The sequence below is a fragment of the Pseudomonas sp. B3G-3 genome (assembly GCF_028640915.1).
Classification (GTDB): domain Bacteria; phylum Pseudomonadota; class Gammaproteobacteria; order Pseudomonadales; family Pseudomonadaceae; genus Aquipseudomonas; species Aquipseudomonas chlororaphis_I.
The window spans coordinates 49,288-75,045 of sequence record NZ_JAQZAB010000126.1 but is presented as its reverse complement, the minus strand read 5'-3'; the positions used below and the strand labels follow the sequence as shown (position 1 = coordinate 75,045).

23 protein-coding genes are annotated in these 25,758 nt (G+C 64.4%); 8 read left to right on the top strand and 15 right to left on the bottom strand.

Annotated elements, in window-relative coordinates; all coding sequences use genetic code 11:
• Positions 1–112 precede the first annotated feature (112 nt).
• Entirely contained in the window at positions 113–1,309 is a 1,197-nt protein-coding gene (locus PVZ80_RS27150; protein WP_273864819.1) for an AAA family ATPase, read from the bottom strand.
• A gap of 259 nt (positions 1,310–1,568) precedes the next feature.
• Between PVZ80_RS27150 and PVZ80_RS27145 the strand changes: the two genes are divergently transcribed.
• From PVZ80_RS27145 to PVZ80_RS27135, 3 genes are read left to right on the top strand one after another with little or no spacing between them, the layout of a single operon-like run.
• Positions 1,569–2,663, top strand: coding sequence for an efflux RND transporter periplasmic adaptor subunit (locus PVZ80_RS27145; protein WP_009046429.1), 1,095 nt, complete (start codon positions 1,569–1,571; stop codon positions 2,661–2,663).
• On the top strand, positions 2,660–3,730 hold the full coding sequence (locus tag PVZ80_RS27140) for an efflux RND transporter periplasmic adaptor subunit (protein ID WP_273864818.1): 1,071 nt from the start codon (positions 2,660–2,662) through the stop codon (positions 3,728–3,730). The genes PVZ80_RS27145 and PVZ80_RS27140 overlap by 4 nt, the downstream gene beginning before the upstream one ends.
• Positions 3,727–6,792, top strand: coding sequence for an efflux RND transporter permease subunit (locus PVZ80_RS27135; protein WP_110175942.1), 3,066 nt, complete (start codon positions 3,727–3,729; stop codon positions 6,790–6,792). Before PVZ80_RS27140 ends, PVZ80_RS27135 begins: the two co-directional genes overlap by 4 nt.
• 127 nt (positions 6,793–6,919) lie before the next feature.
• On the opposite strand, the gene PVZ80_RS27130 is transcribed toward PVZ80_RS27135, so the two are convergent.
• The 11 genes from PVZ80_RS27130 to PVZ80_RS27080 all read right to left on the bottom strand — a co-directional run bounded on the left by PVZ80_RS27130 (position 6,920) and on the right by PVZ80_RS27080 (position 18,442).
• A complete protein-coding gene (locus PVZ80_RS27130; protein ID WP_009046432.1) occupies positions 6,920–7,546 on the bottom strand; it encodes a class I SAM-dependent methyltransferase in 627 nt (208 codons plus the stop codon).
• Positions 7,547–7,719: 173 nt separating this feature from the next.
• Positions 7,720–8,364, bottom strand: a complete 645-nt coding sequence (locus PVZ80_RS27125; RefSeq protein WP_007925318.1) for a methionine ABC transporter permease — start codon at positions 8,362–8,364, stop codon at positions 7,720–7,722.
• Positions 8,354–9,502 carry a methionine ABC transporter ATP-binding protein gene (locus PVZ80_RS27120; RefSeq protein ID WP_028683858.1) on the bottom strand — a complete coding sequence of 383 codons (1,149 nt, stop codon included), beginning with the start codon at positions 9,500–9,502 and terminating at the stop codon, positions 8,354–8,356. Before PVZ80_RS27120 ends, PVZ80_RS27125 begins: the two co-directional genes overlap by 11 nt.
• Before the next feature lies 1 nt (position 9,503).
• Entirely contained in the window at positions 9,504–10,313 is an 810-nt protein-coding gene (locus PVZ80_RS27115) for a MetQ/NlpA family ABC transporter substrate-binding protein (protein WP_028683857.1), read from the bottom strand.
• Between the two features lie 83 nt (positions 10,314–10,396).
• Entirely contained in the window at positions 10,397–11,779 is a 1,383-nt protein-coding gene (locus PVZ80_RS27110; RefSeq protein ID WP_028683856.1) for an LLM class flavin-dependent oxidoreductase, read from the bottom strand.
• The gene (locus tag PVZ80_RS27105; protein WP_273864817.1) at positions 11,779–12,984 is read right to left on the bottom strand and encodes an SfnB family sulfur acquisition oxidoreductase; all 1,206 of its coding nucleotides are present in this window, start codon (positions 12,982–12,984) and stop codon (positions 11,779–11,781) included. Before PVZ80_RS27105 ends, PVZ80_RS27110 begins: the two co-directional genes overlap by 1 nt.
• 23 nt (positions 12,985–13,007) lie before the next feature.
• Entirely contained in the window at positions 13,008–14,249 is a 1,242-nt protein-coding gene (locus PVZ80_RS27100; RefSeq protein WP_016702550.1) for an SfnB family sulfur acquisition oxidoreductase, read from the bottom strand.
• A gap of 565 nt (positions 14,250–14,814) precedes the next feature.
• A complete protein-coding gene (gene tcyN, locus PVZ80_RS27095; RefSeq protein ID WP_016702551.1) occupies positions 14,815–15,576 on the bottom strand; it encodes an L-cystine ABC transporter ATP-binding protein TcyN in 762 nt (253 codons plus the stop codon).
• A gap of 4 nt (positions 15,577–15,580) precedes the next feature.
• Entirely contained in the window at positions 15,581–16,246 is a 666-nt protein-coding gene (gene tcyL, locus PVZ80_RS27090) for a cystine ABC transporter permease (protein ID WP_028683854.1), read from the bottom strand.
• A gap of 50 nt (positions 16,247–16,296) precedes the next feature.
• The gene (gene tcyJ, locus PVZ80_RS27085; RefSeq protein ID WP_081362990.1) at positions 16,297–17,094 is read right to left on the bottom strand and encodes a cystine ABC transporter substrate-binding protein; all 798 of its coding nucleotides are present in this window, start codon (positions 17,092–17,094) and stop codon (positions 16,297–16,299) included.
• A gap of 352 nt (positions 17,095–17,446) precedes the next feature.
• Positions 17,447–18,442, bottom strand: a complete 996-nt coding sequence (locus tag PVZ80_RS27080; protein ID WP_053268015.1) for a D-cysteine desulfhydrase — start codon at positions 18,440–18,442, stop codon at positions 17,447–17,449.
• Positions 18,443–18,633: 191 nt separating this feature from the next.
• Here PVZ80_RS27080 and epsC point away from each other — a divergent pair, with 191 nt between their 5' ends.
• Positions 18,634–19,560: a serine O-acetyltransferase EpsC gene (gene epsC, locus PVZ80_RS27075; protein ID WP_009046442.1), complete on the top strand. Its 927-nt coding sequence runs from the start codon at positions 18,634–18,636 to the stop codon at positions 19,558–19,560.
• A gap of 408 nt (positions 19,561–19,968) precedes the next feature.
• On the top strand, positions 19,969–21,933 hold the full coding sequence (betT, locus tag PVZ80_RS27070) for a choline transporter BetT (RefSeq protein WP_188056691.1): 1,965 nt from the start codon (positions 19,969–19,971) through the stop codon (positions 21,931–21,933).
• Between the two features lie 112 nt (positions 21,934–22,045).
• Here the strand turns inward: betT and PVZ80_RS27065 are convergent, their stop codons facing one another.
• Genes PVZ80_RS27065 through PVZ80_RS27055 form a run of 3 tightly spaced genes read right to left on the bottom strand, consistent with a single transcriptional unit; the run spans position 22,046 to position 23,641 of the window.
• The gene (locus tag PVZ80_RS27065; protein ID WP_009046444.1) at positions 22,046–22,303 is read right to left on the bottom strand and encodes a hypothetical protein; all 258 of its coding nucleotides are present in this window, start codon (positions 22,301–22,303) and stop codon (positions 22,046–22,048) included.
• Positions 22,304–22,355: 52 nt separating this feature from the next.
• A complete protein-coding gene (locus PVZ80_RS27060; protein ID WP_016702554.1) occupies positions 22,356–22,844 on the bottom strand; it encodes a DoxX family protein in 489 nt (162 codons plus the stop codon).
• Positions 22,845–22,900: 56 nt separating this feature from the next.
• The gene (locus PVZ80_RS27055; RefSeq protein WP_009046448.1) at positions 22,901–23,641 is read right to left on the bottom strand and encodes an SDR family oxidoreductase; all 741 of its coding nucleotides are present in this window, start codon (positions 23,639–23,641) and stop codon (positions 22,901–22,903) included.
• Positions 23,642–23,769: 128 nt separating this feature from the next.
• Between PVZ80_RS27055 and PVZ80_RS27050 the strand changes: the two genes are divergently transcribed.
• The 3 genes from PVZ80_RS27050 to PVZ80_RS27040 all read left to right on the top strand — a co-directional run bounded on the left by PVZ80_RS27050 (position 23,770) and on the right by PVZ80_RS27040 (position 25,398).
• On the top strand, positions 23,770–24,660 hold the full coding sequence (locus tag PVZ80_RS27050) for a LysR family transcriptional regulator (RefSeq protein WP_038630364.1): 891 nt from the start codon (positions 23,770–23,772) through the stop codon (positions 24,658–24,660).
• A gap of 124 nt (positions 24,661–24,784) precedes the next feature.
• A complete protein-coding gene (locus PVZ80_RS27045) occupies positions 24,785–24,967 on the top strand; it encodes a type II toxin-antitoxin system HicA family toxin (protein ID WP_009041685.1) in 183 nt (60 codons plus the stop codon).
• A 29-nt stretch (positions 24,968–24,996) separates the two neighbouring features.
• Complete coding sequence (locus PVZ80_RS27040) at positions 24,997–25,398, top strand: type II toxin-antitoxin system HicB family antitoxin (protein ID WP_009046450.1); 402 nt, start codon at positions 24,997–24,999, stop codon at positions 25,396–25,398.
• Positions 25,399–25,758 lie beyond the last annotated feature (360 nt).

Sequence of the window (25,758 nt, the reverse complement as noted above, 5' to 3'; positions counted from 1 at the left end):
AACGATCGAGGTGTTCTTAAGTACGCCATCGCGGGCAAGCTCCGCTCCTACAGAAGCATGTGCAATCTTCTTCTGTAGGAGCGAGGCTTGCCCGCGATGCTTTTGCGGCCGCTCAATCCGGCCAATACCACGCCGGTTCATCGAGCATGCCCTGGCCGACGATTTCGGTCTGGCCGAAATTCTTCTCCAGCACGATGGCGTTGCATTGCGGGTCCTGCTGCAACGCCGCGATCAGCCGGCTGGCATGGGACACCACCCACACCTGGCACTGCTGCGAAGCCCGGATGATCAGGCGCGCCAAGGCCGGCAGCAGGTCCGGATGCAGGCTGGTTTCCGGTTCGTTGAGCACCATCAGGGTCGGTGGCCGTGGCGTCAGCAGGGCGGCGACCAGCAGCAGGTAACGCAGGGTACCGTCCGACAGCTCCGCCGCCGACAGCGGCCGCAGCAAACCGTCCTGATGAAACTGCACGCCGAACAGCCCGCCCGGCACCGCATCGATCTCCAGCCGCGACCCGGGAAAGGCATCGCTGATGGTCTCGTGCAGCGCCTGCTGATCGCCGACCTCGATGATGGTCTGCAACGCCGCCGCCAGGTCACGGCCGTCGTGGTGCAGCACTGGCGTGCGGGTGCCCAGTTGCGGCCGGCGCGCGGGGGCCTGGCTGTCGGTGCGAAAGTGATCGTAGAAACGCCAGCCACGGATCTGCTCGCGCAGATGCAGGACTTCGGGCGACGAACGCAGGTTGCCGACCTGGTCGAACAGGCTGTCGCCGCTGGAGGTGTGCTGCGCCAGCACTTCCCACTGCCGCCCCTGGCGGGCCCGCACCATCGGCCCCTGGCGATCCACGAGCACGCTGGCCGGGCGATACACCGGCCCGCTCCAGATGCTCTCGCGCTTGATCCGCGGGTCGAGGGTGAAGCGCGACGGAATCGGCACGCTGTGCCCGGGCAGCATGAAATGGCCGCTCGAGTCCGGCAGCCCCAGGCCGATCGAGTAACCGAAGTCCTCGCCGGCAAAGCCCAGTTGCAGGCGCTTGACGGTTTTCCGTGGTCCGCCCTGGATCGCCACCTCGCCACGGCTCATGCGCCGGCTGATCTGTTCCGGCCCGGCCCAGAAAGTCGACTCCAGGCCGCCTTCGCTGGCCAGCGCGTTGACCACCCCGCCCTGGGCGGTTTCCGCCAGCAGGCGCAGGGCCTTGTACAGGTTGGACTTGCCGCTGCCGTTGGGACCGGTGATCAGGTTCAGCCGCTCCAGCGGAATCACCAGTTTGTTGATCGAGCGGTAATTGGCCACTGCCAGGGTCTTGAGCATCCCGGGGCTCCTTGTGCATGAAGGCGCAGTGTGCCTGATTTTCCCCCTGGCCATCGCCCCTGCTGACCGCCCTTGTAGGAGCGAGCTTGCTCGCGATCAGGTTCGCAGAACCTGAAACTCCGCGCGTCACGACGCCCTCGTTGTTCAGCCGATCAGACATTACGCATTTGTTCCGCAGCCCGCGTGCAGCGGTTGAACCCTGTTCTAAGCTCACAGTCGTATCGTCACCTGTACGATTGCATCGCGTGAAGGAGCCTGCATGGCTGGTCTCGAATCGAAGTGGATAGTGGGTTTGACGCTGGCGGCACTACTGAGCGGTTGTGGTGCGGAGAAACCGACCGAAAAGGAGCGGCCGCGGGTGCGCGTGCAGCAGGTGCAGACCCGCGATTTCGCCGCGCAAGTGACCCTGACCGGCGATGTGCAGGCGCGGGTGCAGACCGAGTTGTCATTCCGCGTCGGCGGCAAGATCATCCAGCGCCTGGTGGATGTCGGCGATCGGGTCACGGCCAGGCAGGTACTGGCCCGGCTCGACCCGAAAGACCTGCAGACCAATGTCGATTCCGCCGCCGCCTCGGTGTTCGCCGAGCAGGCGCGGGTCAAGCAGACCAGCGCGGCCTTCGTCCGCCAGCAGAAGCTCCTGCCCAAGGGCTACACCAGCCAGAGCGAATACGATGCCGCCCAGGCGGCGCTGCGCAGCAGCCAGAGCGCCCTGAGCGCGGCCCAGGCGCAGTTGGCCAACGCCCGTGAGCAACTGAGCTATACCGCGCTGATCGCCGACGCGCCGGGGGTGATCACCGCGCGCCAGGCCGAGGTCGGCCAGGTGGTGCAGGCCACGGTGCCGATTTACAGCCTGGCCCGCGACGGCGAGCGCGACGCCGTGTTCAACGTCTACGAGGCGTTGCTGGTGGCCCCGCCAGAGGATGGCGTGATCAACGTCAGCCTGCTGGACAACCCGAATATCAAGACCACTGGCAGGGTGCGGGAAGTCACCCCGGTGGTGTCGGCGCAAAGCGGCACGGTGCAGGTCAAGGTGGCCCTCGACGGCTTGCCGGCGGGCATGGACCTGGGCTCGGTGGTCGGCGCCAGTGCCCATGTGCCCGGCAAGGCCAGTGTCGAGCTGCCCTGGGCGGCGCTGACCAAGAACCTCAACGAACCGGCCGTGTGGCTGGTGGGCGAGGACGGCAAGACCACCCTGCACACCGTCACGGTGGGGCGCTACCAGACCGGCAAGGTGATCATCAGCGACGGCCTCGAGGGCGGCGAAAAAGTGGTGATCGCCGGTGGCCAGTTGTTGCACCCGGGGATGCTCGTCGAGATCGTTCCCGAGACCGGTGCCCAAGGAGCCCAGCCATGAAGCGCCTGTCCCTGCTGTTGTGCGCCGGCCTGGTGCTGGGCGCCTGTTCCAAGGAAGAACCGGCGCCCGAGCCGGTGCGCCCGGTGCTGTCGTTCGAGGTGCGCGCCGAGTCCGAGGAAAGTCTCGGGCGGTTCGCCGGCAGCATCCAGGCCCGCTATGAAACCAACCTCGGCTTCCGGGTGCCGGGGCGCATCGCCAATCGCAACGTCGATGTCGGTGCCGAGGTGGGCAAGGGCGCCTTGCTCGCCACCCTCGACCCCACCGATCAGCAGAACCAGTTGCGTTCCGCCCAGGGCGACCTGGCACGGGTCGAGGCGCAATGGATCAATGCCCAGGCCAACGCCCGGCGCCAGCAGCAATTGTTCGACCGCGGCGTCGGCGCCCAGGCGCAGCTGGACATCGCCCAGACCGACCTGAAGACCACCCGCGCCTCCCTGGATCAGGCCAGGGCCGCGGTCAGCCAGGCCCGCGACCAGCTCGCCTACAGCGAGCTGCGCACCGACCACGGCGGCGTGGTCACCGCCTGGATGGCCGAGGCCGGCCAGGTGGTCAGCGCCGGCCAGCAGGTGGTGACCCTGGCTCGCCCGGATATCAAGGAGGCGGTGATCGACCTGCCGGCGAGCCTGGTGGACCAGTTGCCGGCCGACGTGGTGTTCAAGGTCGCCTTGCAGCTGGACCCGAGCGTCAACACCACCGCCGTGGTGCGCGAGATCGAGCCCCAGGCGCAGAGCGCCACCCGGACCCGGCGTTCGCGCCTGACCCTGGCGCAAACCCCGCCCACCTTCCGCCTCGGCACGGCCATCAGCGTGACCCTCAGCTCCGCCATCGTCCCGCGCACCGAGGTGCCGCTGTCGGCCCTGCAGGAGGTGGACGGCCAGACGCGGGTCTGGATCGTCGACCCGCAGGCACGCACCGTGGTGCCGCGGGAGGTCACGGTGCTCGGCCGCGACCATGATTCGGCGTTGATCGGCAGCGGGATCAAGATCGGCGAGCGGGTGGTGAGCGCCGGTGTGAACAGCCTCAAACCGGGGCAGAAAGTCAAAATCGACGAGGACAGCCCACGATGACGCCGGCCACCAAAGGGAGCTTCAATTTATCCGAGTGGGCCATCAAGCATCAGTCGTTCGTCTGGTACCTGATGTTCGTCGCGCTGCTGATGGGCGTGTTCTCCTACATGAACCTGGGGCGCGAGGAAGACCCGTCCTTCACCATCAAGACCATGGTCATCCAGACCCGCTGGCCGGGCGCGACCCAGGAGGAAACCCTCAAGCAGGTCACCGACCGCATCGAGAAAAAACTCGAAGAACTGGACTCCCTCGACTACGTGAAAAGCTACACCCGCCCCGGCGAGTCGACGGTTTTCGTCAACCTGCGCGACACCACCAGCGGCAAGGACATTCCCGAGATCTGGTACCAGGTGCGCAAGAAGATCAACGATATTCGCGGCGACTTCCCCCAGGGCCTGCAAGGGCCGGGGTTCAACGACGAGTTCGGCGATGTGTTCGGCTCGGTCTACGCCTTTACCGCCGACGGCCTGAGCATGCGCCAGCTGCGCGACTACGTGGAGCAGGTGCGCGCCGAGATCCGTGAAGTGCCGAACCTGGGCAAAGTGGAAATGGTCGGCGAGCAGGACGAAGTCATCTACCTGAACTTCTCCACACGCAAGCTGGCGGCGCTGGGCATCGACCAGCGCCAGGTCCTGCAGAGCCTGCAAGCGCAGAATGCGGTGACCCCGGCCGGGGTGATCGAAGCCGGGCCGGAGCGGATTTCCGTGCGCACCTCGGGGCAGTTCGCCTCGGAGAAAGACCTGGCCACGGTCAACCTGCGGCTCAACGAGCGTTTCTATCGCCTGGCGGATATCGCCGAGATCAGCCGCGGCTACGTCGACCCTTCGACACCGCAGTTTCGCTACAACGGCCAGCCGGCCATCGGCCTGGCGATCGCCATGAAGAAGGGCGGCAACATCCAGGACTTCGGCAAGGCCCTGCACGCCAAGATGAACCAGCTCACCGCCGAGCTGCCGGTGGGCGTAGGCGTACACACGGTGTCGGACCAGGCCGAGGTGGTGGAAAAAGCCGTCGGCGGCTTTACCAGCGCGCTGTTCGAGGCGGTGGTGATCGTGCTGGTGGTGAGTTTCGTCAGCCTGGGCGTGCGCGCCGGGCTGGTGGTGGCGTGCTCGATCCCGCTGGTGCTGGCGATGGTCTTCGTCTTCATGGAATACAGCGGCATCACCATGCAGCGGATTTCCCTCGGTGCATTGATCATCGCCCTGGGCCTGTTGGTGGACGACGCGATGATCACCGTGGAGATGATGGTCACGCGCCTGGAGATGGGCGAGACCAAGGAGCAGGCGGCGACCTTCGCCTACACCTCCACGGCCTTCCCGATGCTCACCGGGACCCTGGTGACGGTCGCCGGCTTCGTGCCCATCGGCCTCAACGCCAGCTCCGCCGGCGAGTACACCTTCACCCTGTTCGCGGTGATCGCCGTGGCCATGCTGGTGTCGTGGATAGTCGCCGTGCTGTTCGCCCCGGTGATCGGCGTGCATATCCTCAGCACCAACGTGAAGCCCCACTCCGAGGAGCCGGGGCGCATCGGCCGCGCCTTCAACGGCGGCCTGCTGTGGGCCATGCGCAACCGCTGGTGGGCCATCGGCATCACCGTCCTGGTGTTCGTGCTGTCGGTGGTCGGCATGCGCTTCGTGCAGAACCAGTTCTTCCCGTCCTCGGACCGGCCGGAGATTCTCGTCGACCTCAACCTGCCGCAGAACGCCTCGATCGCCGAGACCCGCCTGGCGGTGGATCGCCTGGAGGCGACCCTCAAGGACGACCCGGACATCCTGCGCTGGAGCACCTATATCGGCGAAGGTGCGATCCGTTTCTACCTGCCGCTGGACCAGCAACTGCAGAACCCCTACTACGCGCAGTTGGTGATTGTCAGCAAGGGCCTGGAGTCGCGCACGGCGTTGACCGAGCGCCTGAAAAAACGCCTGCGCGACGACTTCGTCGGCATCGGCAGCTACGTCCAGGCCCTGGAAATGGGCCCGCCGGTGGGGCGGCCGATCCAGTACCGGGTCAGCGGCAAGGACATCGACCAGGTGCGCAAGCACGCCATCGAGCTGGCCACCGAACTGGACAAGAACTCGCACATCGGCGAGATCATCTACGACTGGAACGAGCCGGGCAAAGTGCTGCGCATCGACATCGCCCAGGACAAGGCCCGCCAGCTGGGGTTGTCTTCGGAGGACGTGGCGCAGCTGATGAACAGCATCGTCAGCGGCTCCACCGTGACCCAGGTGCATGACGACATCTACCTGATCAACGTGGTCGGCCGGGCCGACGACAGCGAGCGCGGCTCCCCGGAAACCCTGCAGAACCTGCAGATCGTCAACCCCAACGGCACCTCGATTCCGCTGCTGGCCTTCGCCACCGTGCGTTACGAACTGGAGCAGCCGCTGGTCTGGCGGCGCGACCGCAAGCCGACCATCACCATCAAGGCCTCGGTGCGTGACGAAATCCAGCCGACCGACCTGGTCAGGCTGCTCAAGCCGGATATCGACAAGTTCGCCGCCAGCCTGCCGGCCGGTTACTCGGTGGCCACCGGCGGTACGGTGGAGGAGAGCGGCAAGGCCCAGGGGCCGATCGCCAAGGTGGTGCCGTTGATGCTGTTCCTCATGGCGACCTTCCTGATGATCCAGCTGCACAGCGTGCAGAAGCTGTTCCTGGTGGCCAGCGTCGCGCCCCTGGGGCTGATCGGCGTGGTCCTGGCGCTGGTGCCGACGGGCACGCCCATGGGCTTTGTGGCGATCCTCGGGATTCTCGCGCTGATCGGCATCATCATCCGCAACTCGGTGATCCTGGTGACCCAGATCGACGAGTTCGAGCGCGCCGGTCATTCATCCTGGGATGCGGTGGTGCAGGCCACCGAGCACCGTCGCCGGCCGATCCTGCTGACCGCCGCGGCGGCCAGCCTGGGCATGATCCCCATCGCCCGGGAAGTGTTCTGGGGGCCGATGGCCTACGCCATGATCGGCGGCATCATCGTCGCCACCCTGCTGACACTGCTGTTCCTGCCGGCGCTGTATGTGGCCTGGTACAAGATCAAGGAGCCGAAGAACACCACGGCCTGAGATCGTGCTCCGTCCGACAGAACGCCATCGCGAGCAAGCTCGCTCCTACAAGAGGCGGCGCAACGCCGATCATAAAAAACTGTAGGAGCGAGCTTGCTCGCGAAAAAGGCCGATCAACGACGCAAGCTCAAACCTTGCGCCAAACACTCGCCAGCCACGGCTGCTGCTCGCGCGGCAGCCCGGCGGGCCGGTAGTAATGCTCCAGCTCGACAAACCCCGCCGCCGTCAGCAAGTGCTGCCACGCCGCCAGGTCGTGGTAGGCGCCATAACGCGCGCCGTTCCAGCCTTCCTGGTTGTCGCCGCGCGGGTTGGAGCTGAACAGCACGCCGCCGGGTTTCAGCGTGGCGTGCAGCTGGCGCAGCACCCGTGGCAGTTCCTGCGAGGGAATGTGGAACAGCACGGCGTTGGCGAAGATGCCGTCGAAGCGTTCGGCGGGCAGGTCGAGCTTGAGGAAGTCCTGCTGCCAGACCTCGCAGCCGCTGTCGTCGCGGGCCATCTGGGCAAAACGCTCGGAGCCGTCGAGGCCGATGGCGATATGACCGAGGCGGGTGAAGGTCTGCAGGTCGCGCCCGGGGCCGCAGCCGAAGTCCAGCAGGGTGAAGGGCGCCGTGCCCTGGATATGCCGCAGCAGGGCGTCGATGTTCTGGCTGACATCGTGGTCGCGGGTGCCTTCGCGGAAGTCTTCGGCCACCTGGTTGTAGTGACCCAGGGTGGTGGAGGTGATCTGGTCGAGGTCGGTGGGGGCGAGTTTCATGGCGGGCTGCGTTGGTTGGGGTGGTGTGCCGAATATACCCCAAGGGCATTGGCCCTGGTTTGGTGTGGGCCTTGAAAGCCAATCGCGAGCAAGCTCGCTCCTACAAAAGGCGACGCGATCAACCTGTAGGAGCGAGCTTGCTCGCGATGACATCCGAATGGACACCGCCGATCTCAACGCTTGTTGAGCACCCGCGCCAGGCGGTCGCCGCCGAGCTGGATCGCCGCGACGAGGATCACCAGCAGCACGATCACCGTGAGCATGATCTGGCTGTCGAAACGCTGGTAACCGTAGCGATAGGCAATGTCCCCCAGGCCGCCGGCGCCGATGGCCCCGGCCATGGCCGAGGAGTTGATCATGGTCACCAGGGTGATGGTGAAGCCGCCGACTATCCCTGGCAGCGCCTCCGGCAACAGCACATGCCAGACGATGTGCCAGCGCCGGCAGCCCATGGCCTGGGCGGCTTCGATCAGACCGTGGTCGACCTCGCGCAGGCTGACCTCGGCGATTCGCGCGAAGAACGGCGTGGCGGCAATGGTCAGTGGCACCACCGCTGCCCAGACACCGTAGGTGGTGCCGACGATCAGCCGGGTGAAGGGGATCAGCGCCACCATCAGGATCAGGAACGGGATCGAGCGGAACAGGTTGACGAAGGCCCCCAGCACGCTGTTCAGCCTGGGCGCTTCGTAGATCCCGCCCTTGCCGCTGGTGACCAGGATCACCGCCAGCGGAATCCCCGCCAGCAAGGCGATCAGCGACGACACGCCGACCATCAGGAAGGTATCGATAACGCCCTGGAGCAAGCGATCAAACCACATAACCCAGCACCTCTACCTGTTGTGTCCATTGCTTGTGCAAAAAGTGCTGCGCGCGCAGGCGTTGTTCCTCGGCGCCCAGGGACGAGCCGCTGACCGCCAGCAGCAATTGCCCCAGGGCATGCCCCTGGATCCGTTCCACGCCGCCGTGCAGCAGGCGCACGCGGCCGCCCAGGGTGCTGAACAGCGCGGCCAGGTCCGGCTCGTCGCTGGTCCTGCCGGTGAACTGCACGCGCAATACCACCGCCGCGTCCGAAGACTTCGGCTGGGCTTGCAGGCGGTTTTGCAGCTCTTCCGGCAAGCCGTGCTGCAAGGGCGCCAGCAGGGTTTTGCTGACCTCGTGCTGCGGGTTGCCGAACACTTCCCAGACCGGCCCCTGCTCGACGATATGCCCGTGCTCGAGCACCACCACGCGGTCGCAGATATCGCGGATCACCGCCATCTCGTGGGTGATCAGGATGATGGTCAGGCCCAGGCGCTGGTTGATCTGTTTGAGCAGGCCGAGGATCGACTGGGTGGTCTCCGGGTCCAGCGCCGAGGTGGCCTCGTCGCACAGCAGGATCGCCGGGTCGTGGACCAGCGCCCGGGCGATGCCCACCCGCTGTTTCTGCCCGCCCGAGAGTTGCGCCGGGTAGGCCTTGTGCTTGTCCTTCAGGCCCACCAGTTCCAGCAGTTCGCGGACCTTGCGCTCGCGCTGTTCCTTGGGCACGCCGGCCACCTTCAGCGGCAGCTCGACGTTCTGCCATACGGTCTTGGCCGACATCAGGTTGAAGTGCTGGAAGATCATGCCGATGCGCCGGCGCAGCTCCACCAGGCGGTCCTCGTCGAAGTCGCCGATGTCCACCTGATCGATCAGCACCCGGCCGCCCGACGGCTGTTCCAGGCGATTGATGGTGCGGATCAGCGACGACTTGCCGGCGCCGCTGCGGCCGATGATGCCGAACACTTCGCCGCGCTGGATCGCCAGGTCGATACCGTGCAGGGCCTGCACCGGGCCTTGCTGGCCCTGGTAGGTCTTGGTCAGGCCGATGAAGCGCACATGGGCGTGATTCAGATCTGGATGCAGTTCGGTCTGCTGCGCGTTTTGCGGCTGTTCGGGCGGCTGCCTGGAGGCCTTGTGCGGGAGATAGGCGACGCTCATCTCAACCTTCCCAGCCGGCTTGGTAGAGCTTGCCATGGGCTTTATCCAGGGCGGCGCGCACAGCCGGCGAATGCTGGTAGATGTCAACGAACTTGATCAGCCGCGGGTCGGTCTTGCTCTTGGGCTGGATCACGAACTGGATCACGTATTCCTTGTGGTCGAGGCCGTCGAACAGCAGCGCCGAACCGGCGTCGAAGGTCTTGGCCAGGCGGATATAGGCCGGGTAGCCCTGCACCAGGTCGGCGTCGTCATAGGCGCGTACCAGTTGCACGGCCTCGACCTGGAGGATCTTCAGCTTCTTCGGGTTGGCGACTATGTCGTCCTCGGTGGCCTTGTAGCCGACGCCCGGCTTGAGGCTGATCAGGTTGGCCTTGGCCAGCAACTGCAAGCCGCGACCGCTGTTGATCGGGTCGTTGGCGATGGCCACCGTGGCGCCTTCGGGCAGCTCGTCGAAGCTTTTGTATTTCTTCGAGTACAGGCCGACGTTGTTGATGATCCCCGGGGCGAACGGCACCAGGTCGAAACCGGCGGCGGCCTTGGCGTTTTCCAGGAACGGGATGTGCTGGAAGTAGTTCACGTCGATATCGCCGGCGGCCAGGCTGACGTTCGGCGCGATCCAGTCGCTGAACTCCACCAATTCGACTTTCAGGCCCTGTTTGCCGGCCTCTTCGACGGCGGCTTCCAGGGGAATGGCGAAGGCGGCGGTGGTGCCGACTTTCAGCGGCGCGTCGGCGGCGAATACCGCGCTGCTGAGCAGTCCGAGGGCGAGGGCCAGTGCTTTGACTGGGTGGCTTAAGAGCTTGGTTTTCATGGTCAGGTTTCCAGTCAGTGCATAAAGAGGCGGTGTTTGGGTGGGCTTCATCGCGAGCAAGCTCGCTCCTACAGGGAATGCGCTCAACCTGTAGGAGCGAGCTTGCTCGCGATAGGGCGATAGCCCGCTCCGGCGTGTTGCTCGGGTAACTGTGCGTCCTGCTGGAACAGCTTTTCGCGCAGGGTGCCGTTGTCGTAGGCGGTCTTGTACGAGCCGCGGCGTTGCAGCTCGGGGATCACCAGGTCGATGAAGTCGACATAACTTTCCGGGGTGACGATGCGGGTCAGGTTGAAGCCGTCGAGGCCGGTTTCGGCGATCCAGGATTCGAGGTCGTCGGCCACCTGCTGCGGCGAGCCGACCACCGTGATGTAGCGCCCGCCCAGGGCGTGCTGGTCGAGCAGCTTGCGCCGGGTCCAGTCGTTGTTCTGCAGGTTCCGGGTGGCCGACTGGATGGCGTTGCTCTTCACGTACTGGATCGGTTCGTCGATCTCGTACTGGGAAAAGTCGATGGCGGTGGATGCCGAGAAGTGCGCCACCCCGGCTTCGGCGCTGGCATGGCTGCGATACTCGGCGTGCTTCTTCCAGGCCAGTTCCTCGGTCTCGGCGACTATCACGTTGAGCCCCATGAACACCTTGATGTCCTCGGGATTGCGCCCGGCCGCCACGGCGCTGGCGCGGACCTTGTCCACCTGGGCCTTGGTCGAGGGCTTGTTCTGCCCGCTGATGAACACGCACTCGGCGTGGCGCCCGGCGAACAGCAGGCCGCGATCCGAACTGCCGGCCTGGAACAGCACCGGCGTGCGTTGTGGCGACGGCTCGCACAGGTGATAGCCCTCGACCTGATAGAACTCGCCCTTGTGCTCGACCTTGTGCACCTTTTCCGGCCGGGCGTAGATCCGCTGTTCGCGGTCGTTGATCACCGCGTCGTTTTCCCAGCTGCCTTCCCAGAGCTTGTAGAGCACTTGCAGGTACTCGTCGGCCTGGTCGTAGCGTCGGTCATGCTCGGCCTGTTCGCTCAGGCCCATGGCCTTGGCGGCGCTGTCGAGGTAGCCGGTGACGATGTTCCAGCCGACCCGGCCACGGCTCAGGTGGTCCAGCGTGGACATGCGCCGGGCGAACAGATACGGCGGCTCGTAGGTGAGGTTGGCGGTGAGGCCGAAACCGAGGTTGCGGGTCACCGCGGCCATGGCCGAGACCAGCAGCAGCGGGTCGTTGACCGGCAGCTGGATCGACTCCTTGAGCGTCACGTCCACCGAGTTCTGGTAGACGTCGTAGACCCCGACGATATCGGCGATGAACAGCCCGTCGAACAGCCCGCGTTCCAGCAATTGCGCCAGTTCGGTCCAGTATTCGAGGGTCTTGTACTGGGTCGAGGTGTCCCGCGGGTGGGTCCACAGACCGTGGTTGATGTGCCCGATGCAGTTCATGTTGAAGGCATTGAGCAGGATCTTTTTCTTCGCGCCCATCAGATGGTCCCCCGCAGTGGCGGGTTCGTCTGGTTGAGGTAGTAGTTGCCCACCGCGTGGTATTTCCAGCGCACCGGGTCGTGCAGGGTGTGCACCCGGGCGTTGCGCCAGTGACGGTCCAGGCCATGTTCGGCCAGGGTCGCCTGGCTGCCGGCCAGTTCGAACAGGGTGCTGCCGGCGGCCAGGGAGATTTCGGTGCTGATGGCGCGGGCCTCAGCGACCGCTATGGAGGCGGCAGCCACGGTCTCGGCGTTGGGCTCGGCCTGGGCGGCGTCGAGGAACTCCCCGGAGCGCTCCAGCAGCGCCTCGGTGGCGTGCAGGCGAATGCTCAGGTGGCCGAAGCTCTTGAGGGTCAGCGGGTCTTCGGTGGCCTTGTCGTTGCCGGAATCGATCCATGGCCGGGTCTTGGTGCGCACGAAATGCAGGGCGTCTTCATAGGCGGCGCGGGCGATACCGGTGTCGATGGCGGCATGGAGAATCTGCGCCAGCGGGCCGACGGTGGTCGGGCGTTCGAAGGCGCTTTGAAAGGGAATCACGTCCTCGGCGGCGACGAACACATTCTCGAACACCACCGAGCCGCTGCCGGTGGTGCGCTGGCCGAAGCCGCTCCAGTCGTCGATCACGTTCAGGCCCTGGCTGTCCGCCGGGACGAAGGCCAGTTGCTGCACGCCATTTTCATCCACCACCGAGGTGGGGATGCGCTGGGCGTAGATGGCGCCGGTGGAGTAGAACTTGCGGCCGTTGATGCGATAGCCGTCGCGTCCTTGCTGCACGTCACGGGTCAGGCGGGTGGTGCGGTCGTGGGCGGTCTTGGTGCCCAGCTCGGCCAGGGCATTGCCGAAGCGCTGGCCGGCCAGGACCTCGGCGTACAGGCGTTTTTTCTGCGCCGCGCTGCCGTTCACCCGCAGCACTTCGAGGGCATAGAAATGGTTCTGCGGGATCTGCCCCAGGGAACCGTCAGCCTGGGCGATCAGCGCGATGACCTTGGCCAGGGTGACGTTGGACACACCGGCGCCGCCGTATTCCCTGGGCACGCTGATGCCCCACAGGCCGGAGCGGGAAAAGGCTTCGAGTTCGGGGTGGGGCAGGCGGCGTTCGCGGTCGCGCAGGGCGCTGTCGCGCTTGAAGTCTTCGGCCAGGTCGCTGGCGACGATCAGGGCTTGCTCATCGCTGGTTATGACCGCGACGTGTTGAGAAAGAGTCATGTGTTTCTCCAGAGGTCTGGTCGTTAAATCCAGGAATGGCGAGCCGGCAACGTGCCGTTCAGGTGGTAGGTGCCGACGGCGTGGTATTTCCAGCGCACCGGATCGTGCAGGGTGTGGACCCGGGCGTTGCGCCAGTGCCGGTCGAGGTTGAATTCGGCGAGGGTGGCGCGGCTGCCGGCCAGCTCGAAGAGCTTTTCGCTGGCCAGCAGCGAGATCTCGGTGGTCAGCACCTTGGCTTCGGCCACGGCGATCGAGGCGCGGGCGGCGGACTCGGCGCTGATCGGCGCGGCATTGACCTGGTCCAGCACCTGGCCGGCCTTGCGCAGCAGGGCCTCGGCGGCGTGCAGTTCGATTTTCAGCTTGCCGATGTCGGCGATTACATAGAGGTCGTCGCTGGCCCGTTCGACGTTGGCGTCGACCCACGGCCGCGAGCGTTCCCGCACGAAGCTGATGGCGTCGTCGATGGCCGCGCGGGCGATGCCGGCGTCGATCGCTGCCTGGATCAGCTGCGAGACTGCGCCCTGGATGTTCGGCGATTCGTTGATCCGCCAGTTGTCCACCACCAGGTCGGCATCGACCCGCACGTTGTTGAGCAAAATGGTGCCGCTGGCGGTGGTGCGCTGGCCGAAGCCCGACCAGTCGTCGACGATGCGCAGCCCCGGCGTGCCGCGCCGGACGAAGGCCAACACCTGCTTGCCGTCGTCGTTCAGCGCCTTGACCGCCACCCAGTGGGCGAACAGGGCGCCGGTGGAATAGAACTTCTGGCCATTGAGCAGATAACCGTCGCCGTCGGCGGTGATCCGCGCCTTGAGTTCCAGGGTGTTTTTGGTCCCGCGTTCCGGGCCGGCGTTACCGATGCGCCAGCCTTCCAGCACGCTCTGGAACAGCTGCTTTTTCTGCCGTTCGGTGGCGCTGCCGAGGATCAGGTTGAGAATGCCGAACTGGTTCTGCGGGATCTGTCCCAGGGCCGGGTCGGCCGCGGAAATGATCGCGAAGACTTCCGCCAGGGTGACGAAGGAAACCTGCGGGCCGCCGTATTCACGGGGGATGGCAATACTGCCCAGGCCACTGCGGGTGAAGTGTTCGATTTCCGCCCACGGCAGCTTGCGCTGCTGGTCGCGCCGGGCCGCCTGCTGGCGGGCGACGGTGGCCAGTTCATGGGCGGCTTGAAGGGCTTCTGCGTCGTTCAGCAGAACCCGTGCGGGCAACAACAGGGGGGCGACATCCAGATCGCTCTGGACATTTGCATCGGCCAGATTGGACATCAGTGCCACTCCTTGGCTGCACGCAATGCCCTGGCGATCTGCACTGGGGTGATTGTGTTCCGGACCATACCTACCTCACATCTTTGGAAGTGCCGCGCCGTGGCGGCGAAATCGGGTTCAAGAATGTCCGGTGGTCCGGTGCATATACCCTATGCGCGTATAAAAATTAAATAAACTAACTTTTAGGAATATGTATAGAAGGGGTTTACGTATACGGCAGGCAAGGGCTGCGAGGAGTAACGGGGGATGGATCCAGGGTTCCTGTAGCCGCTGGCGTAGCCTGCGATCGGCGGCGCAGCCGTCGTAAACCGGGGCATACGGTTTTCCGGGCGGAATGCAGTGGTGGGCCTGGCGGCCGCTGCGTCGGAATGCCGCCCAGACCGTTCGCAGCCTCGCGTTGCTCGGCAGCGGCTACAGGGGAACACGGTTTCTGTAGCCGCTGGCGCAGCCTGCGCTCGGCGGCGCAGCCGTCGTAAAACCGGGGCATGGGATTTGTCGGGCGGAACGCGGTGATGGGGTTGCGCCCGCTGCCCAGCCCTTGGCAGGCTCGGCAGCGAGGCACAGGTCAGGCCTGGGGATGGCCCGCGGTGAGGAACTTGCTGAGGAATTGCCGGGTGCGTTCTTCCCTGGGGTTGGCGAACAGCGCCTTGGCTTCGCCCTGTTCGACGATCACACCCTTGTCGAAGAAGATCACCCGGTTGGCCACGTCGCGGGCGAAGCCCATTTCGTGGGTGACGATGACCATGGTGCGCTTCTCCTCGGCCAGGCCGCGGATGGTCGCCAGCACTTCGCCCACCAGCTCCGGGTCGAGGGCCGAGGTCGGTTCGTCGAACAGGATCACTTCCGGCTCCATCGCCAGCGCCCGGGCAATCGCCACGCGCTGTTGCTGGCCACCGGAGAGGCGTCGCGGGTAGGCGTCTTCCTTGCCCGCCAGGCCGACCTTGGCCAGCAGCCCGCGACCCAGGGCCAGCGCCTGTTCGCGGGGCGTCTTCTTCACCACCAGCGGCCCTTCGATGACGTTTTCCAGCGCGGTGCGATGGGGGAACAGGTTGAAGCTCTGGAACACGAAACCCACCTGCTGGCGCAGTTGCCGCACCAGGCCCTGCTGCTGGGTCAACGGCCGGCTGCCATCGATTTCGATGTTGCCGACCTTGATCCGGCCGCTGGTAGGTTCTTCGAGAAAATTCAGGCAGCGCAAAAAGGTGGTCTTGCCCGAGCCGCTGGGGCCGATGATGGCGACCACCTCGCCTTCCGCCACCGTCAGGTCGATGCCATTGAGGACGGTCTGACCCTTGAACTGCTTCGTCAGTTTTTCAACCACAATCATGGGTTCAGGACTCCTGGTCGTGCCGATTGACCCGCTCTTCCAGTCGGTTCTGCAGGTGCGCCAGCACGCTGGCCAGAACCCAGTAGATCAGCGCGGCGGCAAGATACATGGTGAAGACTTCGAAGGTCCGGGCGGTGATCAGCTGCGCCTGGCGGAACAGTTCCGGGACCTGGATGGTGGCGGCCAGGGCGGTGTCCTTGACCAGCGAGATAAAGCTGTTGCCCAGGGGCGGCAGGGCCGTGCGCATGGCTTGCGGCAGGATCGCCCGGCGCAGGGTCTGGGCCCGGGTCATGCCGATGCTGGCCGCGGCTTCCCACTGCCCGCGCTCGATGGAGCCGATGGCCGCGCGCAGGATCTCGCAGGCATAGGCCGCCATGTTCAACGAGAAGCCGATCAGCGCCGCCGGCAGCGGGTCAAGCTCGATACCCAGCTGCGGCAAGCCGTAATAGATCACGAACAGTTGCACCAGCAACGGCGTGCCGCGAAAGAACGACACATAGACGCGGGCGATCCAGCTCAGCAGCTTGAAGCGCGACAGGCGCATCAGCGCCAGGGCGAACCCCAGCGCCAATCCGAAGAACATACCGCCGAGGCTGAGGATGATCGTGAAATACGCGCCCTGGAGCAGGAAGGGCGCGGAGTTCAGCAACAGCTGTGTGGTTTCGGCGATTTGCTGGCTCAACTGCGGGAAATACAGTTCGAACTGAAAACCTGCTTCCATTATTGAGTGACGTCAGCGTTGAAGTATTTTTCCGAGAGCTTTTTCAGCGTGCCGTCGGCGCGCAGTTCCTCGATTGCCTTGTTCACCGCGGCCAGCAGTTCGGGTTCGCCTTTGCGCAGGGCCACGCCGGCTTCCTGGCGGGAGAAGGGTTCGCCGGAAACGACCAGGGTGTCGTTGGTCTTCTTGATCAGTTCGAAGGCGGCCAGGCGGTCCACCAGGATCGCGTCGATACGGCCTACACGCAGGTCCTGGTACTTGGTCGGATCATCGTCGTAGGTCTTGATGATGGCTTTGGGCACGTTGTCCTTGAGCCATTGTTCGTAGTTGGTGCCCAGGCCGACACCGACCTTGTGCCCGGCCAGGTCGGCGGCGGTCTTGAACTTGCCTTCGTTCTTCTTCTGGGTCAGGGCCTGGATGCCGGAAACGGTGTAGGGGGTGGAGAAGTCGTATTTTTTCTTGCGCTCATCCGAGATGGTCACCTGGTTGATCACCGCGTCCAGGCGCTTGGACTCCAGGGCGGCGAGGATGCCATCCCATTTGGTCGGCTGCAGTTTGACCTTCACGCCCAGCTTCTGCGCCAGGGCTTCGGAAAACTCCACTTCGAAGCCGGCCAGCTTGCCGCTTTCGTCGACGTAGCTGAACGGTGGGTAAGTGCCTTCCAGGCCGACATTGATGGTGCCGGCGTCCTTGATTTTCTGCAGTTGCTCACCGGCAACCGCTTGCCCCAGCAACCCGGCACTCAGTGCCAGACCCAGCGAGCCAACGAGGATATTTCGACGTAGTGCGGAAAAAATCATGACAAGCCCCTGTGTTTTCTTATGAAGATGCGGTTAGGAAATGCAGGTCAATCGGTGAGCGGGAACGAGCGCCTTATCCTGCACTAAATGCAGCGTATGCGTCTCGCGGCAAATTCGCCTGCGGCGCGACTATAAGTGGCTGCTTATAGATGTAAAAATAATATAAATTCACATTGTTATTCTTTTTATAAATATGAAGATTCTCAATCTTTGTAGCCGCTGCCGCAGGCTGCGATCGGCTGCGTAGCAGGCGCAAATCCGGCGAACGCGTCTCTTCCGATACGCCGCATGCGCAGGTTTTACGACGGCTGCGCCGCCGAGCGCAGGCTGCGCCAGCGGCTACAGGCATTTGTCAGGCAAACGATCCGGCATAAGCGAACAGCGCCGGTGCGCCGCCGGTGTGCAGGAAGATGATCGGGCCGTCGTCGAAGCGCTGGCGGCCGATGCCGTCGAGCAGGCCGGCCATGGCCTTGCCGGTGTAGACCGGGTCCAGCAGCAGGCCTTCCTGGCTCGCCAGCAGTTTCACCGCGGCCAGGGTGCCGGCATTCGGCTCGCCATAACGCGGAGCGAAATATTCGTCCCACAACTCCACCTTGAAGCTGTCCGGCAGCGTCACCCCGAGCAATTCGGCGGTGCGTTCGGCCAGGCCCTGGACCTTCGGCCGCTGTGCTTCGTCGGTGCGCGACACGGTGACGCCGATCACCGGCAGTTGCGGCAGCACTTCGCTCAAGGCCAGGGCCAGGCCGCTATGGGTGCCGGCGCTGCCCGAGGCCAGGACCACGGCGGCGAAGTCGAGCCCGGTGTTGTGGATCTGCTCCGCCAGCTCCAGGCCGGCACGCACGTAACCCAGCGCGCCCAAGGCGTTGGAGCCACCAATCGGCACCAGGTACGGCTGCTTGCCGCTGCTGCGCAGGCGCTCGGCCAGGGCCTGCAACTGCTCGTCGGCGTTGTCCAGGTTGTCCACCAGCTCGACCTTGGCGTCGAACAGGTCGAGCAGCAGGCGGTTGCCGTTGCCCAGGTAATTGCCGTCGTCGGTGCCGATGGGGTTTTCCAGCAGGGCGACGCAACCCAGGCCCAGCTTGGCAGCCAGGGCCGCGGTCTGGCGCACGTGGTTGGACTGGATGGCGCCGGCGGTAATCAGCGTGTCCGCGCCCTGGGCCAGCGCATCGGCGGCCAGGTATTCGAGTTTGCGCAGCTTGTTGCCGCCCATGGCCAGTGGCGTGGTGTCGTCGCGCTTGACGTAGACATCGCGGCCGAGCCAGGTGGACAGGCGTTCGAGTTTTTCCAGGGTGGTGGCACCGCCCAGCAGGTCGAGACGGTTAAAACGGTCGAGCTGTTGTTTGATCATGAGGCCGCACGGGTTGTCAGAGGTGTCAGGGACTATAGGCAGCGATATTTGCCGGGGCAACCGTCAATCGCTTATGCCAAAAGGTGATTAGGCCAGCACAATTAGTTCTTAATTTGGCCTGGGGCGCATACCGTAAAGTGGCGTCGTTTACGCGGCCAGACAGTCCGGCCGCCTGAGTGAGGAGTCCTATCGTGAGCGAGCGTTCCAGCCATTGGCAATTGCAGACCATAGTCGGTCAACTGCGTGATGCCCGCGACCAGTGGCGTACCCGCAACGGGCGGGTCAGCGGTGAGCAGGGCGGTCGGGAACTGCCGTCGCGCGCGGCCATGGCCGAGATTCTCGAAGCACTGTGCGGCGCCCTGTTCCCGATGCGCCTGGGCCCGGTGGACCTGCGCGAGGAAAGCGAAGATTTCTACGTCGGCCATACCCTGGACGCGGCCCTCAATTCGTTGCTCGCCCAGGCTCGCCTGGAGCTGCGTTACGCCGCGCGCCAGAGCGGCGAGTCGGACGACGACGTCAACGCCAGGGCCATCCGTATCATCCAGGACTTCGCCCTGGCCCTGCCGGGCCTGCGGGTGCTGCTCGATACCGATGTGCTGGCCGCCTACCACGGCGACCCGGCGGCGCGCAGCGTCGATGAAGTGCTGTTGTGCTACCCGGGCATCCTGGCGGTGATCCACCATCGCCTGGCCCACCATCTGTATCGCGCCGGTTTGCCGCTGCTGGCGCGGATCAGCGCGGAAATCGCCCACTCGGCCACCGGCATCGACATTCACCCCGGCGCGCAGATCGGCCGCAGTTTCTTCATCGACCACGGCACCGGTGTGGTGATCGGCGAAACCGCGATCATCGGCGAGCGCGTGCGCATCTACCAGGCCGTGACCCTGGGCGCCAAACGCTTCCCGGCGGACGAGGACGGCCAGTTGCAGAAGGGCCATCCGCGCCACCCGATCGTCGAGGACGACGTGGTGATCTACGCCGGCGCGACCATCCTCGGGCGCATCACCATCGGCAAGGGCTCGACCATCGGCGGCAATGTCTGGCTGACCCGCAGCGTGCCGGCCGGGTGCAACCTGACCCAGGCCAACCTGCAGCATGACGATGGGTCGCAGAAGTAAGAGTCTTCTGCGCCTGTTGGATTTTTCGCGGGCAAGCCTCGCTCCTACAGAAGAGAAATGTGTTCATCTGTAGGAGCGGCCGGTCGACGCTCGATTGCCCGCGATGCTTTTCAGTGGCTCATATGCCTGATGGCCATTCGCTTATTTAGCGCTGAACGATTCCCTCCGCGACACATCAGACCTTTCCTAAAACCTGCGAAATCAGGCGACCGCCGAGCCCGGCGATTAGTCCTTGCGCGCCTATCCGTGTTTAACTTGAACGCTTGTTCAAGTTAAACCGGCAGCTCGCTGCCCGCTCACAACAGGAGGCTTACCTTTGCTGAGTCCGATCTTTTCAGCCGCGTTTTACCCCCTCGAGGTGCACGTTTCATGAGTGCATCGTCCATTCCCGCCAGCGGCCTGATCCGCATGAATCCGCCGGTGTTCTACTTCGCCGCGAGCTTTATCCTGGCCTTCGGCCTGGTGGTCATTGCCCTGCCGGAACAAGCCGGCGCCTGGTTGCTGGCTGCGCAAAACTGGGCGGCCAATACGGTCGGCTGGTACTACATGCTGGCCATGACCCTGTACCTGGTCTTCGTGGTGGTCACCGCCTTGTCCGGCTACGGCAAGATCAAGCTGGGTGCCGACCACGACGAACCCGAATTCAGTTACCTGTCCTGGGCCGGCATGCTGTTCGCCGCCGGGATCAGCATCACGCTGTTTTTCTTCTGCGTCTCGGAACCTTTGACCCACATGCTGCAACCGCCCCAGGGCGAGGCCGGGACCGCGGACGCGGCGCGCCAGGCGATGCAGATTCTCTTCCTGCACTGGGGCCTGCACGGCTGGGGCGTGTTCGCCTTCGTCGGCATGGCCCTGGCGTATTTCGCCTACCGGCATAACCTGCCGCTGGCCCTGCGTTCGGCGCTGTACCCGCTGATCGGCAAGCGCATCAACGGCCCCATCGGCTACGCGGTGGATGGCTTCGGCATCATCGCCACGGTGTTCGGCCTCGGCGCCGACATGGGCTTTGGCGTGCTGCACCTCAACTCCGGCCTGGACTACTTGTTCGGCATCGCCCACACCCAGTGGGTCCAGGTGGGCCTGATCACCCTGATGATGGGCGCGGCGATCATCGTTGCGGTGTCCGGTGTCGACAAGGGCGTGCGGGTGATGTCCGACATCAACATGCTGCTGGCCTGTGCGCTGCTGTTGTTCGTGTTGTTCGCCGGCCCTACCCAGCACCTGCTCAACACTCTGATCCAGAACCTCGGCGATTACCTCGGTGCCCTGCCGACCAAGAGCTTCGACCTCTACGCCTATGACGAACCCAGCGACTGGCTGGGCGGCTGGACGGTCTTCTACTGGGCCTGGTGGATCGCATGGTCGCCGTTCGTGGGCCTGTTCATCGCGCGGATTTCCCGTGGCCGGACCATTCGCGAATTTGTGTTCGGCGTGCTGCTGATCCCCCTGGGCTTCACCCTGGCCTGGATGTCGATCTTCGGTAACAGCGCCATCGACCAGGTGCTCAACCACGGCATGAGCGCGCTGGGTATGTCGGCCATCGAGAACCCGTCGATGACGCTTTACCTGCTGCTGGAAACCTACCCCTGGAGCAAGACCGTCATCGCCGTGACGGTGTTCATCAGCTTCGTGTTCTTCGTCACCTCGGCCGACTCCGGCACCGTGGTGCTCTCGACCCTGTCGGCCAAGGGCGGTAACGCCGACGAAGACGGGCCGAAATGGCTGCGGGTGTTCTGGGGCGCGATGACCGCGCTGGTCACCAGCGCGCTGCTGTTCGCCGGCAGCATCGACTCGCTGAAGTCGGCGGTGGTGCTGACCTCGCTGCCGTTCTCGATGATCCTGCTGCTGATGATGTGGGGGCTGCACAAGGCCTTCTACCTCGAATCGCAGAAGCAGATCGCCCAGCTGCATTCGCTGGCGCCGGTGTCGTCAACCTCGCGTCGCGGCAAGGGCGGCTGGCGCCAGCGCCTGAGCCAGGCGGTGCATTTCCCGTCACGCGACGAGGTGTATCGCTTCCTCGACCAGACGGTGCGCCCGGCCATCGAAGAAGTGACCGCGGTGTTCGTCGAGAAAGGCCTGAACGTGATCACCCAGCCGGACCCGGCCAACGACAACGTCAGCCTGGAAATCGGCCATGGCGACCAGCATCCGTTCATCTATCAGGTGCAGATGCGCGGCTACTTCACCCCGTCCTTCGCCCGTGGCGGCATGGGGCCCAAGGAGATGCGCAACCGGCGTTACTACCGGGCCGAGGTGCACCTGGCCGAGGGTAGCCAGGACTATGACCTGATGGGCTACACCAAGGAGCAGATCATCAACGACATCCTCGACCAGTACGAACGGCATATGCAGTTCCTGCATCTGGTGCGTTGATCGGTGGCGGTGGCGTTTGTGCCACCGCCATCGCGGGCAAGGACTGGGCGTCCCCCTGCTCCTACAGAAGAAGATTTTCTGTAGGAGCGAGGCTTGCCCGCGATCGGGGCCCTCAGGCCGGGCTCAATACCGTGAACAGCACCAGCGCCGCCACCGGCACGCCGAATACCACACTGCCGACCGCCAGCTCCGTACTCAGCGACTGGCCGGCGTGGACCATCCCCACCGCACCGTTGATCACCGTCAGCGCCAGCCACAGCACGACGAAGCTGTAGGCCAGGGTCTGGCGGCCGAGGCCGATCTTTTCGCCGATAAACAGCATCAGCGCCAGGAGGACCAGGCCGAAGGAGGTGATGATCGCGGTGTGCATGATGAAGTCCTCGCGGGCGGGATTCGGGGTTGGCCTAAAGGGCGATGGCGATTCAAAGCTCCCGACCTAGAGTGTGGTCGAGGGCGTGGCGTCCTGCTCCGCGAAACAGAATGTAGAACGACAAAAACGCCAGCAGCACCGGGTATTCCATGCCTCGGTCGATCCATGGCCAGGTGGGGCCGAGCAGGCCGGCGATGGTCAGCATCTGCACGCCCATCATGGCGGCGAGCAGGCGCGTCCCCAGGCCGAGGGCCAGGAGCAACCCGCCGACGCCTTCCAGGAGCGCGACGAACAGCGCGATCAACGCCGGCGCCGGCAAATGCAGGACGTTCTGGATCAGGTTGATCGAGGCCGCCATCGGGTCGGCCATCGAGCCATGGGCCTGGCCCAGCAATTTCGGCAGGCCGTGGCTGATCATGATCACGCCATAACAGACCCGCAGCAGTGCATAGGCCAGGGGCTCGCCAATGCGGTACAGCGGGGCGAGGGCCGGGATCAGCAGGGTGTTGCGTGGGGCTGGCGAGTCAGTGGTCGGGCGCATGGGATTCTCCGCGGGTAGGTCATTGGAAAGCATCGATAGCCCGTGGGTGAGGCGGCTCAGACGAGCCCGCCGTTGGCGCGCAGGATCTGCCCGTTGACCCAGGCGGCTGCCGGGCTGACCAGGAAGGCGATGACGTTGGCGATGTCTTCCGGCTGGCCGAGGCGCTCCAGGGGCGGCATCTTGGCGAAGTTCTGGATCTGCTCTTCGCTCTTGCCGTGCAGGAACAGTTCGGTGGCCACCGGGCCGGGGGCGACGGCGTTGACGGTGATGTCGCGACCGCGCAGTTCCTTGGCGAACACCTGGGTCAGGGACTCCACCGCCGCCTTGCTGGCGATGTACACCGCGTAGCCCGGCAGGTTGAGGCCGACGGTGCTGCTGGAGAAGTTGACGATGCGTCCGCCGGCGTTCAGGCGGCTGGCGGCTTCGCGCAGGGTGTTGAAGGTGCCGCGGGTGTTGATGGCGAAGGTCTGTTCGAACAGCTCGTCGCTGTGTTGCGCCAGTGGCAGGACCTTGAGGATGCCAGCGTTGTTGATCAGCACGTCGACCTTGCCCAGTTGGATTTCGGTCTCGTCGAACAAGCGGCGCACATCATCGGCATTGGCCACGTTGGCCTTGACCGCTATGGCCCGGTGGCCGGCCTGGCGCAGTTCCACCACCAGGGCCGAGGCTTCGGTGGCGCTGCTGGCGTAGTTGATGGCGACAGCAAAACCTTCGCTGGCCAGTTGCTTGGCGATGACCGCGCCGATGCCGCGGGAGGCGCCGGTCACGATGGCAACTTTCGAAGTCTGGGTAGTCATGGCGAATTTCCTTCTGGGAACAGTTGGGTGTGAAAGCAGGTTCACATGGTTGTCCAGAGTGATAAATGCGCCAGAGTTGGCTTGACTGTTCAATAATCGCCAACAATCAGCCGCCCTGGGAGCCAGTCATGGATCAAGTCAAAGCGATGAAAGTGTTCGTGCGGATCTACGAACGCAGCAGTTTCACCCTGGCCGCCGATGACCTGAACCTGCCGCGCGCCACCCTGACCCATACCCTCAATCAGTTCGAAGCCTGGCTCGGCACCCGCCTGCTGGAGCGCAGCACCCGCCGCGTGCGCCCGACCCTCGACGGCGAGGCCTATTACCTGCGCTGCATACAGTTGCTGGCGGAACTGGAAGAGGCCGAGCTGGCGTTTCGCACGGTGGCGCCGAAAGGGCGCTTGCGGGTCGACCTGCATGGCACGTTGGCCAAGTACTTCGTGATTCCGGCCTTGCCCGAATTCATGGCGCGCTATCCGGAGATCGAGCTGTCCGTCAGCGAGGCCGATCGTTTTGTCGACCTCATCGCCGAAGGCGTGGACTGCGTGCTGCGCGCCGGCACTTTGGGGGACTCGTCGCTGATCGGCCGGCGCGTGGCCAGCCTGCAGCAGATCACCTGTGCCAGTCCGGCGTACCTGCGCAAATACGGTGAGCCGAAGAGCCTCGACGAGCTGTCGCGGCACCGGGCGGTGAACTATGTCTCGCGCACCACCGCCAAGCAGTTTCCTTTCGAATTCATGGTCGATGGCGAACTGCGGGAAGTCGCCATCGAGGGCGCGCTGTCGGTGTTCGGCGCCGAGATCTACGCCGCCTCGGCCGTGGCCGGGCTGGGCATCATCCAGTGCCCGCGCTATCGCATGGCGCAGCAGATTTCCCAGGGGCTGGTGCAGGAAATCCTCACCGACACGCCGCCACCGCCCATGCCGGTTTCCGTGCTGTACCCGCACAACCGCCAGATGTCGCCACGGGTGCGGGTGTTCGTCGACTGGCTGGCGGAGGTTTTCGCCAGGGCAGTTTGAGCAGTGCCAGGGCGACGCCGGTCATCGCCGCTTTCTGTATTGATTGTCTGAATGTGTATAGTGTGTATTATTCGCCTTCGGCTGGGTATTGTGGTTTTTCGGGACGTATCGAAAGGACACGGCAATGCGCAGTCGGGAACTGATCAGGATGATCGAGGAGGACGGGTGGTATCTGATCGCGGTCAAAGGCAGTCATCACCAATACAAGCATCTGCACAAGCCGGGACGGGTCACTATCCCTCACCCGGATGCGGATCTGCCCAGGGGCACGATCCACAGCATCTTGAAACAGGCGGGCCTGAAATGAGGCCGGCCTTGAACGAAGAGGTCAACGAGATGAAATTCCCGGTCGTGCTGCACAAGGATGCCGACTCCGGATATGGAGTGATCGTCCCCGATGTGCCGGGCTGTTTTTCCGCCGGTCATACCGCTGCGCAAGCCTTCGAGAATGTGAAAGAGGCCCTGTCGCTGCATTACGAAGGCCTGGTCGCCGATGGTGAGCCGCTGCCCCAGGTGCATGAGGTCGACGTGCATATCGACAATCCTGATTACGCTGGTGGCGTGTGGGGGGTGATCGAGTTCGACATCACGCCTTACTTCGGCAAGGCGGTGCGTTTCAATGCGACGTTGCCGGAGCAACTGTTGGAGCGCATCGACCAGACGGTGAAGCGCGACCAGCGCTACCGTTCGCGCTCGGGCTTTCTCGCGGCAGCGGCATTGCGCGAACTCTCCGCCTAGGCATTACCCGTCCCCATGGTCCTCATGGGGGCATGCCTGGCCTCTGCCCCTCGGCAGTTTTCCTGTACCGCCCAGGCTTGGGAGCCTTCGGTTCGGCCCGGCAGAGCGGTGTTTTACCGTCTATAAACAACTGATGCAGCGCCTTGTTCGAGGCCGTACTCCTGGTTTTTCCAGGCAGCACCGGCAGCGACAGGGCCCTGTGTTTACAGGGTTTCCCCCGCATTCCCACCTTCAGCCAGCGTTGCCATTAACCGGGAATTTGTTTCGATTGAGACTGCCTCTGAGCGACGATTTCGTACTGTGCTACGTGGTACGTAATAAAATATTCTAGTCGTCATATTTTTCATTCGGTTTTTTCTG

What these genes read in the sequence shown, in the direction of transcription:
- tcyJ (WP_081362990.1), bottom strand. Translation starts at nt 17,094, where the DNA reads ATGATTTTTTCCGCACTACGTCGAAATATCCTCGTTGGCTCGCTGGGT.
- tcyN (WP_016702551.1), bottom strand. Translation starts at nt 15,576, where the DNA reads ATGATTGTGGTTGAAAAACTGACGAAGCAGTTCAAGGGTCAGACCGTC.
- PVZ80_RS27040 (WP_009046450.1), top strand. Translation starts at nt 24,997, where the DNA reads ATGAAATTCCCGGTCGTGCTGCACAAGGATGCCGACTCCGGATATGGA.
- PVZ80_RS27125 (WP_007925318.1), bottom strand. Translation starts at nt 8,364, where the DNA reads ATGTGGTTTGATCGCTTGCTCCAGGGCGTTATCGATACCTTCCTGATG.
- PVZ80_RS27050 (WP_038630364.1), top strand. Translation starts at nt 23,770, where the DNA reads ATGGATCAAGTCAAAGCGATGAAAGTGTTCGTGCGGATCTACGAACGC.
- PVZ80_RS27080 (WP_053268015.1), bottom strand. Translation starts at nt 18,442, where the DNA reads ATGATCAAACAACAGCTCGACCGTTTTAACCGTCTCGACCTGCTGGGC.
- PVZ80_RS27130 (WP_009046432.1), bottom strand. Translation starts at nt 7,546, where the DNA reads ATGAAACTCGCCCCCACCGACCTCGACCAGATCACCTCCACCACCCTG.
- PVZ80_RS27055 (WP_009046448.1), bottom strand. Translation starts at nt 23,641, where the DNA reads ATGACTACCCAGACTTCGAAAGTTGCCATCGTGACCGGCGCCTCCCGC.
- PVZ80_RS27045 (WP_009041685.1), top strand. Translation starts at nt 24,785, where the DNA reads ATGCGCAGTCGGGAACTGATCAGGATGATCGAGGAGGACGGGTGGTAT.
- PVZ80_RS27145 (WP_009046429.1), top strand. Translation starts at nt 1,569, where the DNA reads ATGGCTGGTCTCGAATCGAAGTGGATAGTGGGTTTGACGCTGGCGGCA.
- PVZ80_RS27110 (WP_028683856.1), bottom strand. Translation starts at nt 11,779, where the DNA reads ATGGGCGCGAAGAAAAAGATCCTGCTCAATGCCTTCAACATGAACTGC.
- PVZ80_RS27100 (WP_016702550.1), bottom strand. Translation starts at nt 14,249, where the DNA reads ATGTCCAATCTGGCCGATGCAAATGTCCAGAGCGATCTGGATGTCGCC.
- PVZ80_RS27060 (WP_016702554.1), bottom strand. Translation starts at nt 22,844, where the DNA reads ATGCGCCCGACCACTGACTCGCCAGCCCCACGCAACACCCTGCTGATC.
- PVZ80_RS27135 (WP_110175942.1), top strand. Translation starts at nt 3,727, where the DNA reads ATGACGCCGGCCACCAAAGGGAGCTTCAATTTATCCGAGTGGGCCATC.
- PVZ80_RS27150 (WP_273864819.1), bottom strand. Translation starts at nt 1,309, where the DNA reads ATGCTCAAGACCCTGGCAGTGGCCAATTACCGCTCGATCAACAAACTG.
- PVZ80_RS27115 (WP_028683857.1), bottom strand. Translation starts at nt 10,313, where the DNA reads ATGAAAACCAAGCTCTTAAGCCACCCAGTCAAAGCACTGGCCCTCGCC.
- PVZ80_RS27140 (WP_273864818.1), top strand. Translation starts at nt 2,660, where the DNA reads ATGAAGCGCCTGTCCCTGCTGTTGTGCGCCGGCCTGGTGCTGGGCGCC.
- betT (WP_188056691.1), top strand. Translation starts at nt 19,969, where the DNA reads ATGAATCCGCCGGTGTTCTACTTCGCCGCGAGCTTTATCCTGGCCTTC.
- PVZ80_RS27120 (WP_028683858.1), bottom strand. Translation starts at nt 9,502, where the DNA reads ATGAGCGTCGCCTATCTCCCGCACAAGGCCTCCAGGCAGCCGCCCGAA.
- PVZ80_RS27105 (WP_273864817.1), bottom strand. Translation starts at nt 12,984, where the DNA reads ATGACTCTTTCTCAACACGTCGCGGTCATAACCAGCGATGAGCAAGCC.
- PVZ80_RS27065 (WP_009046444.1), bottom strand. Translation starts at nt 22,303, where the DNA reads ATGCACACCGCGATCATCACCTCCTTCGGCCTGGTCCTCCTGGCGCTG.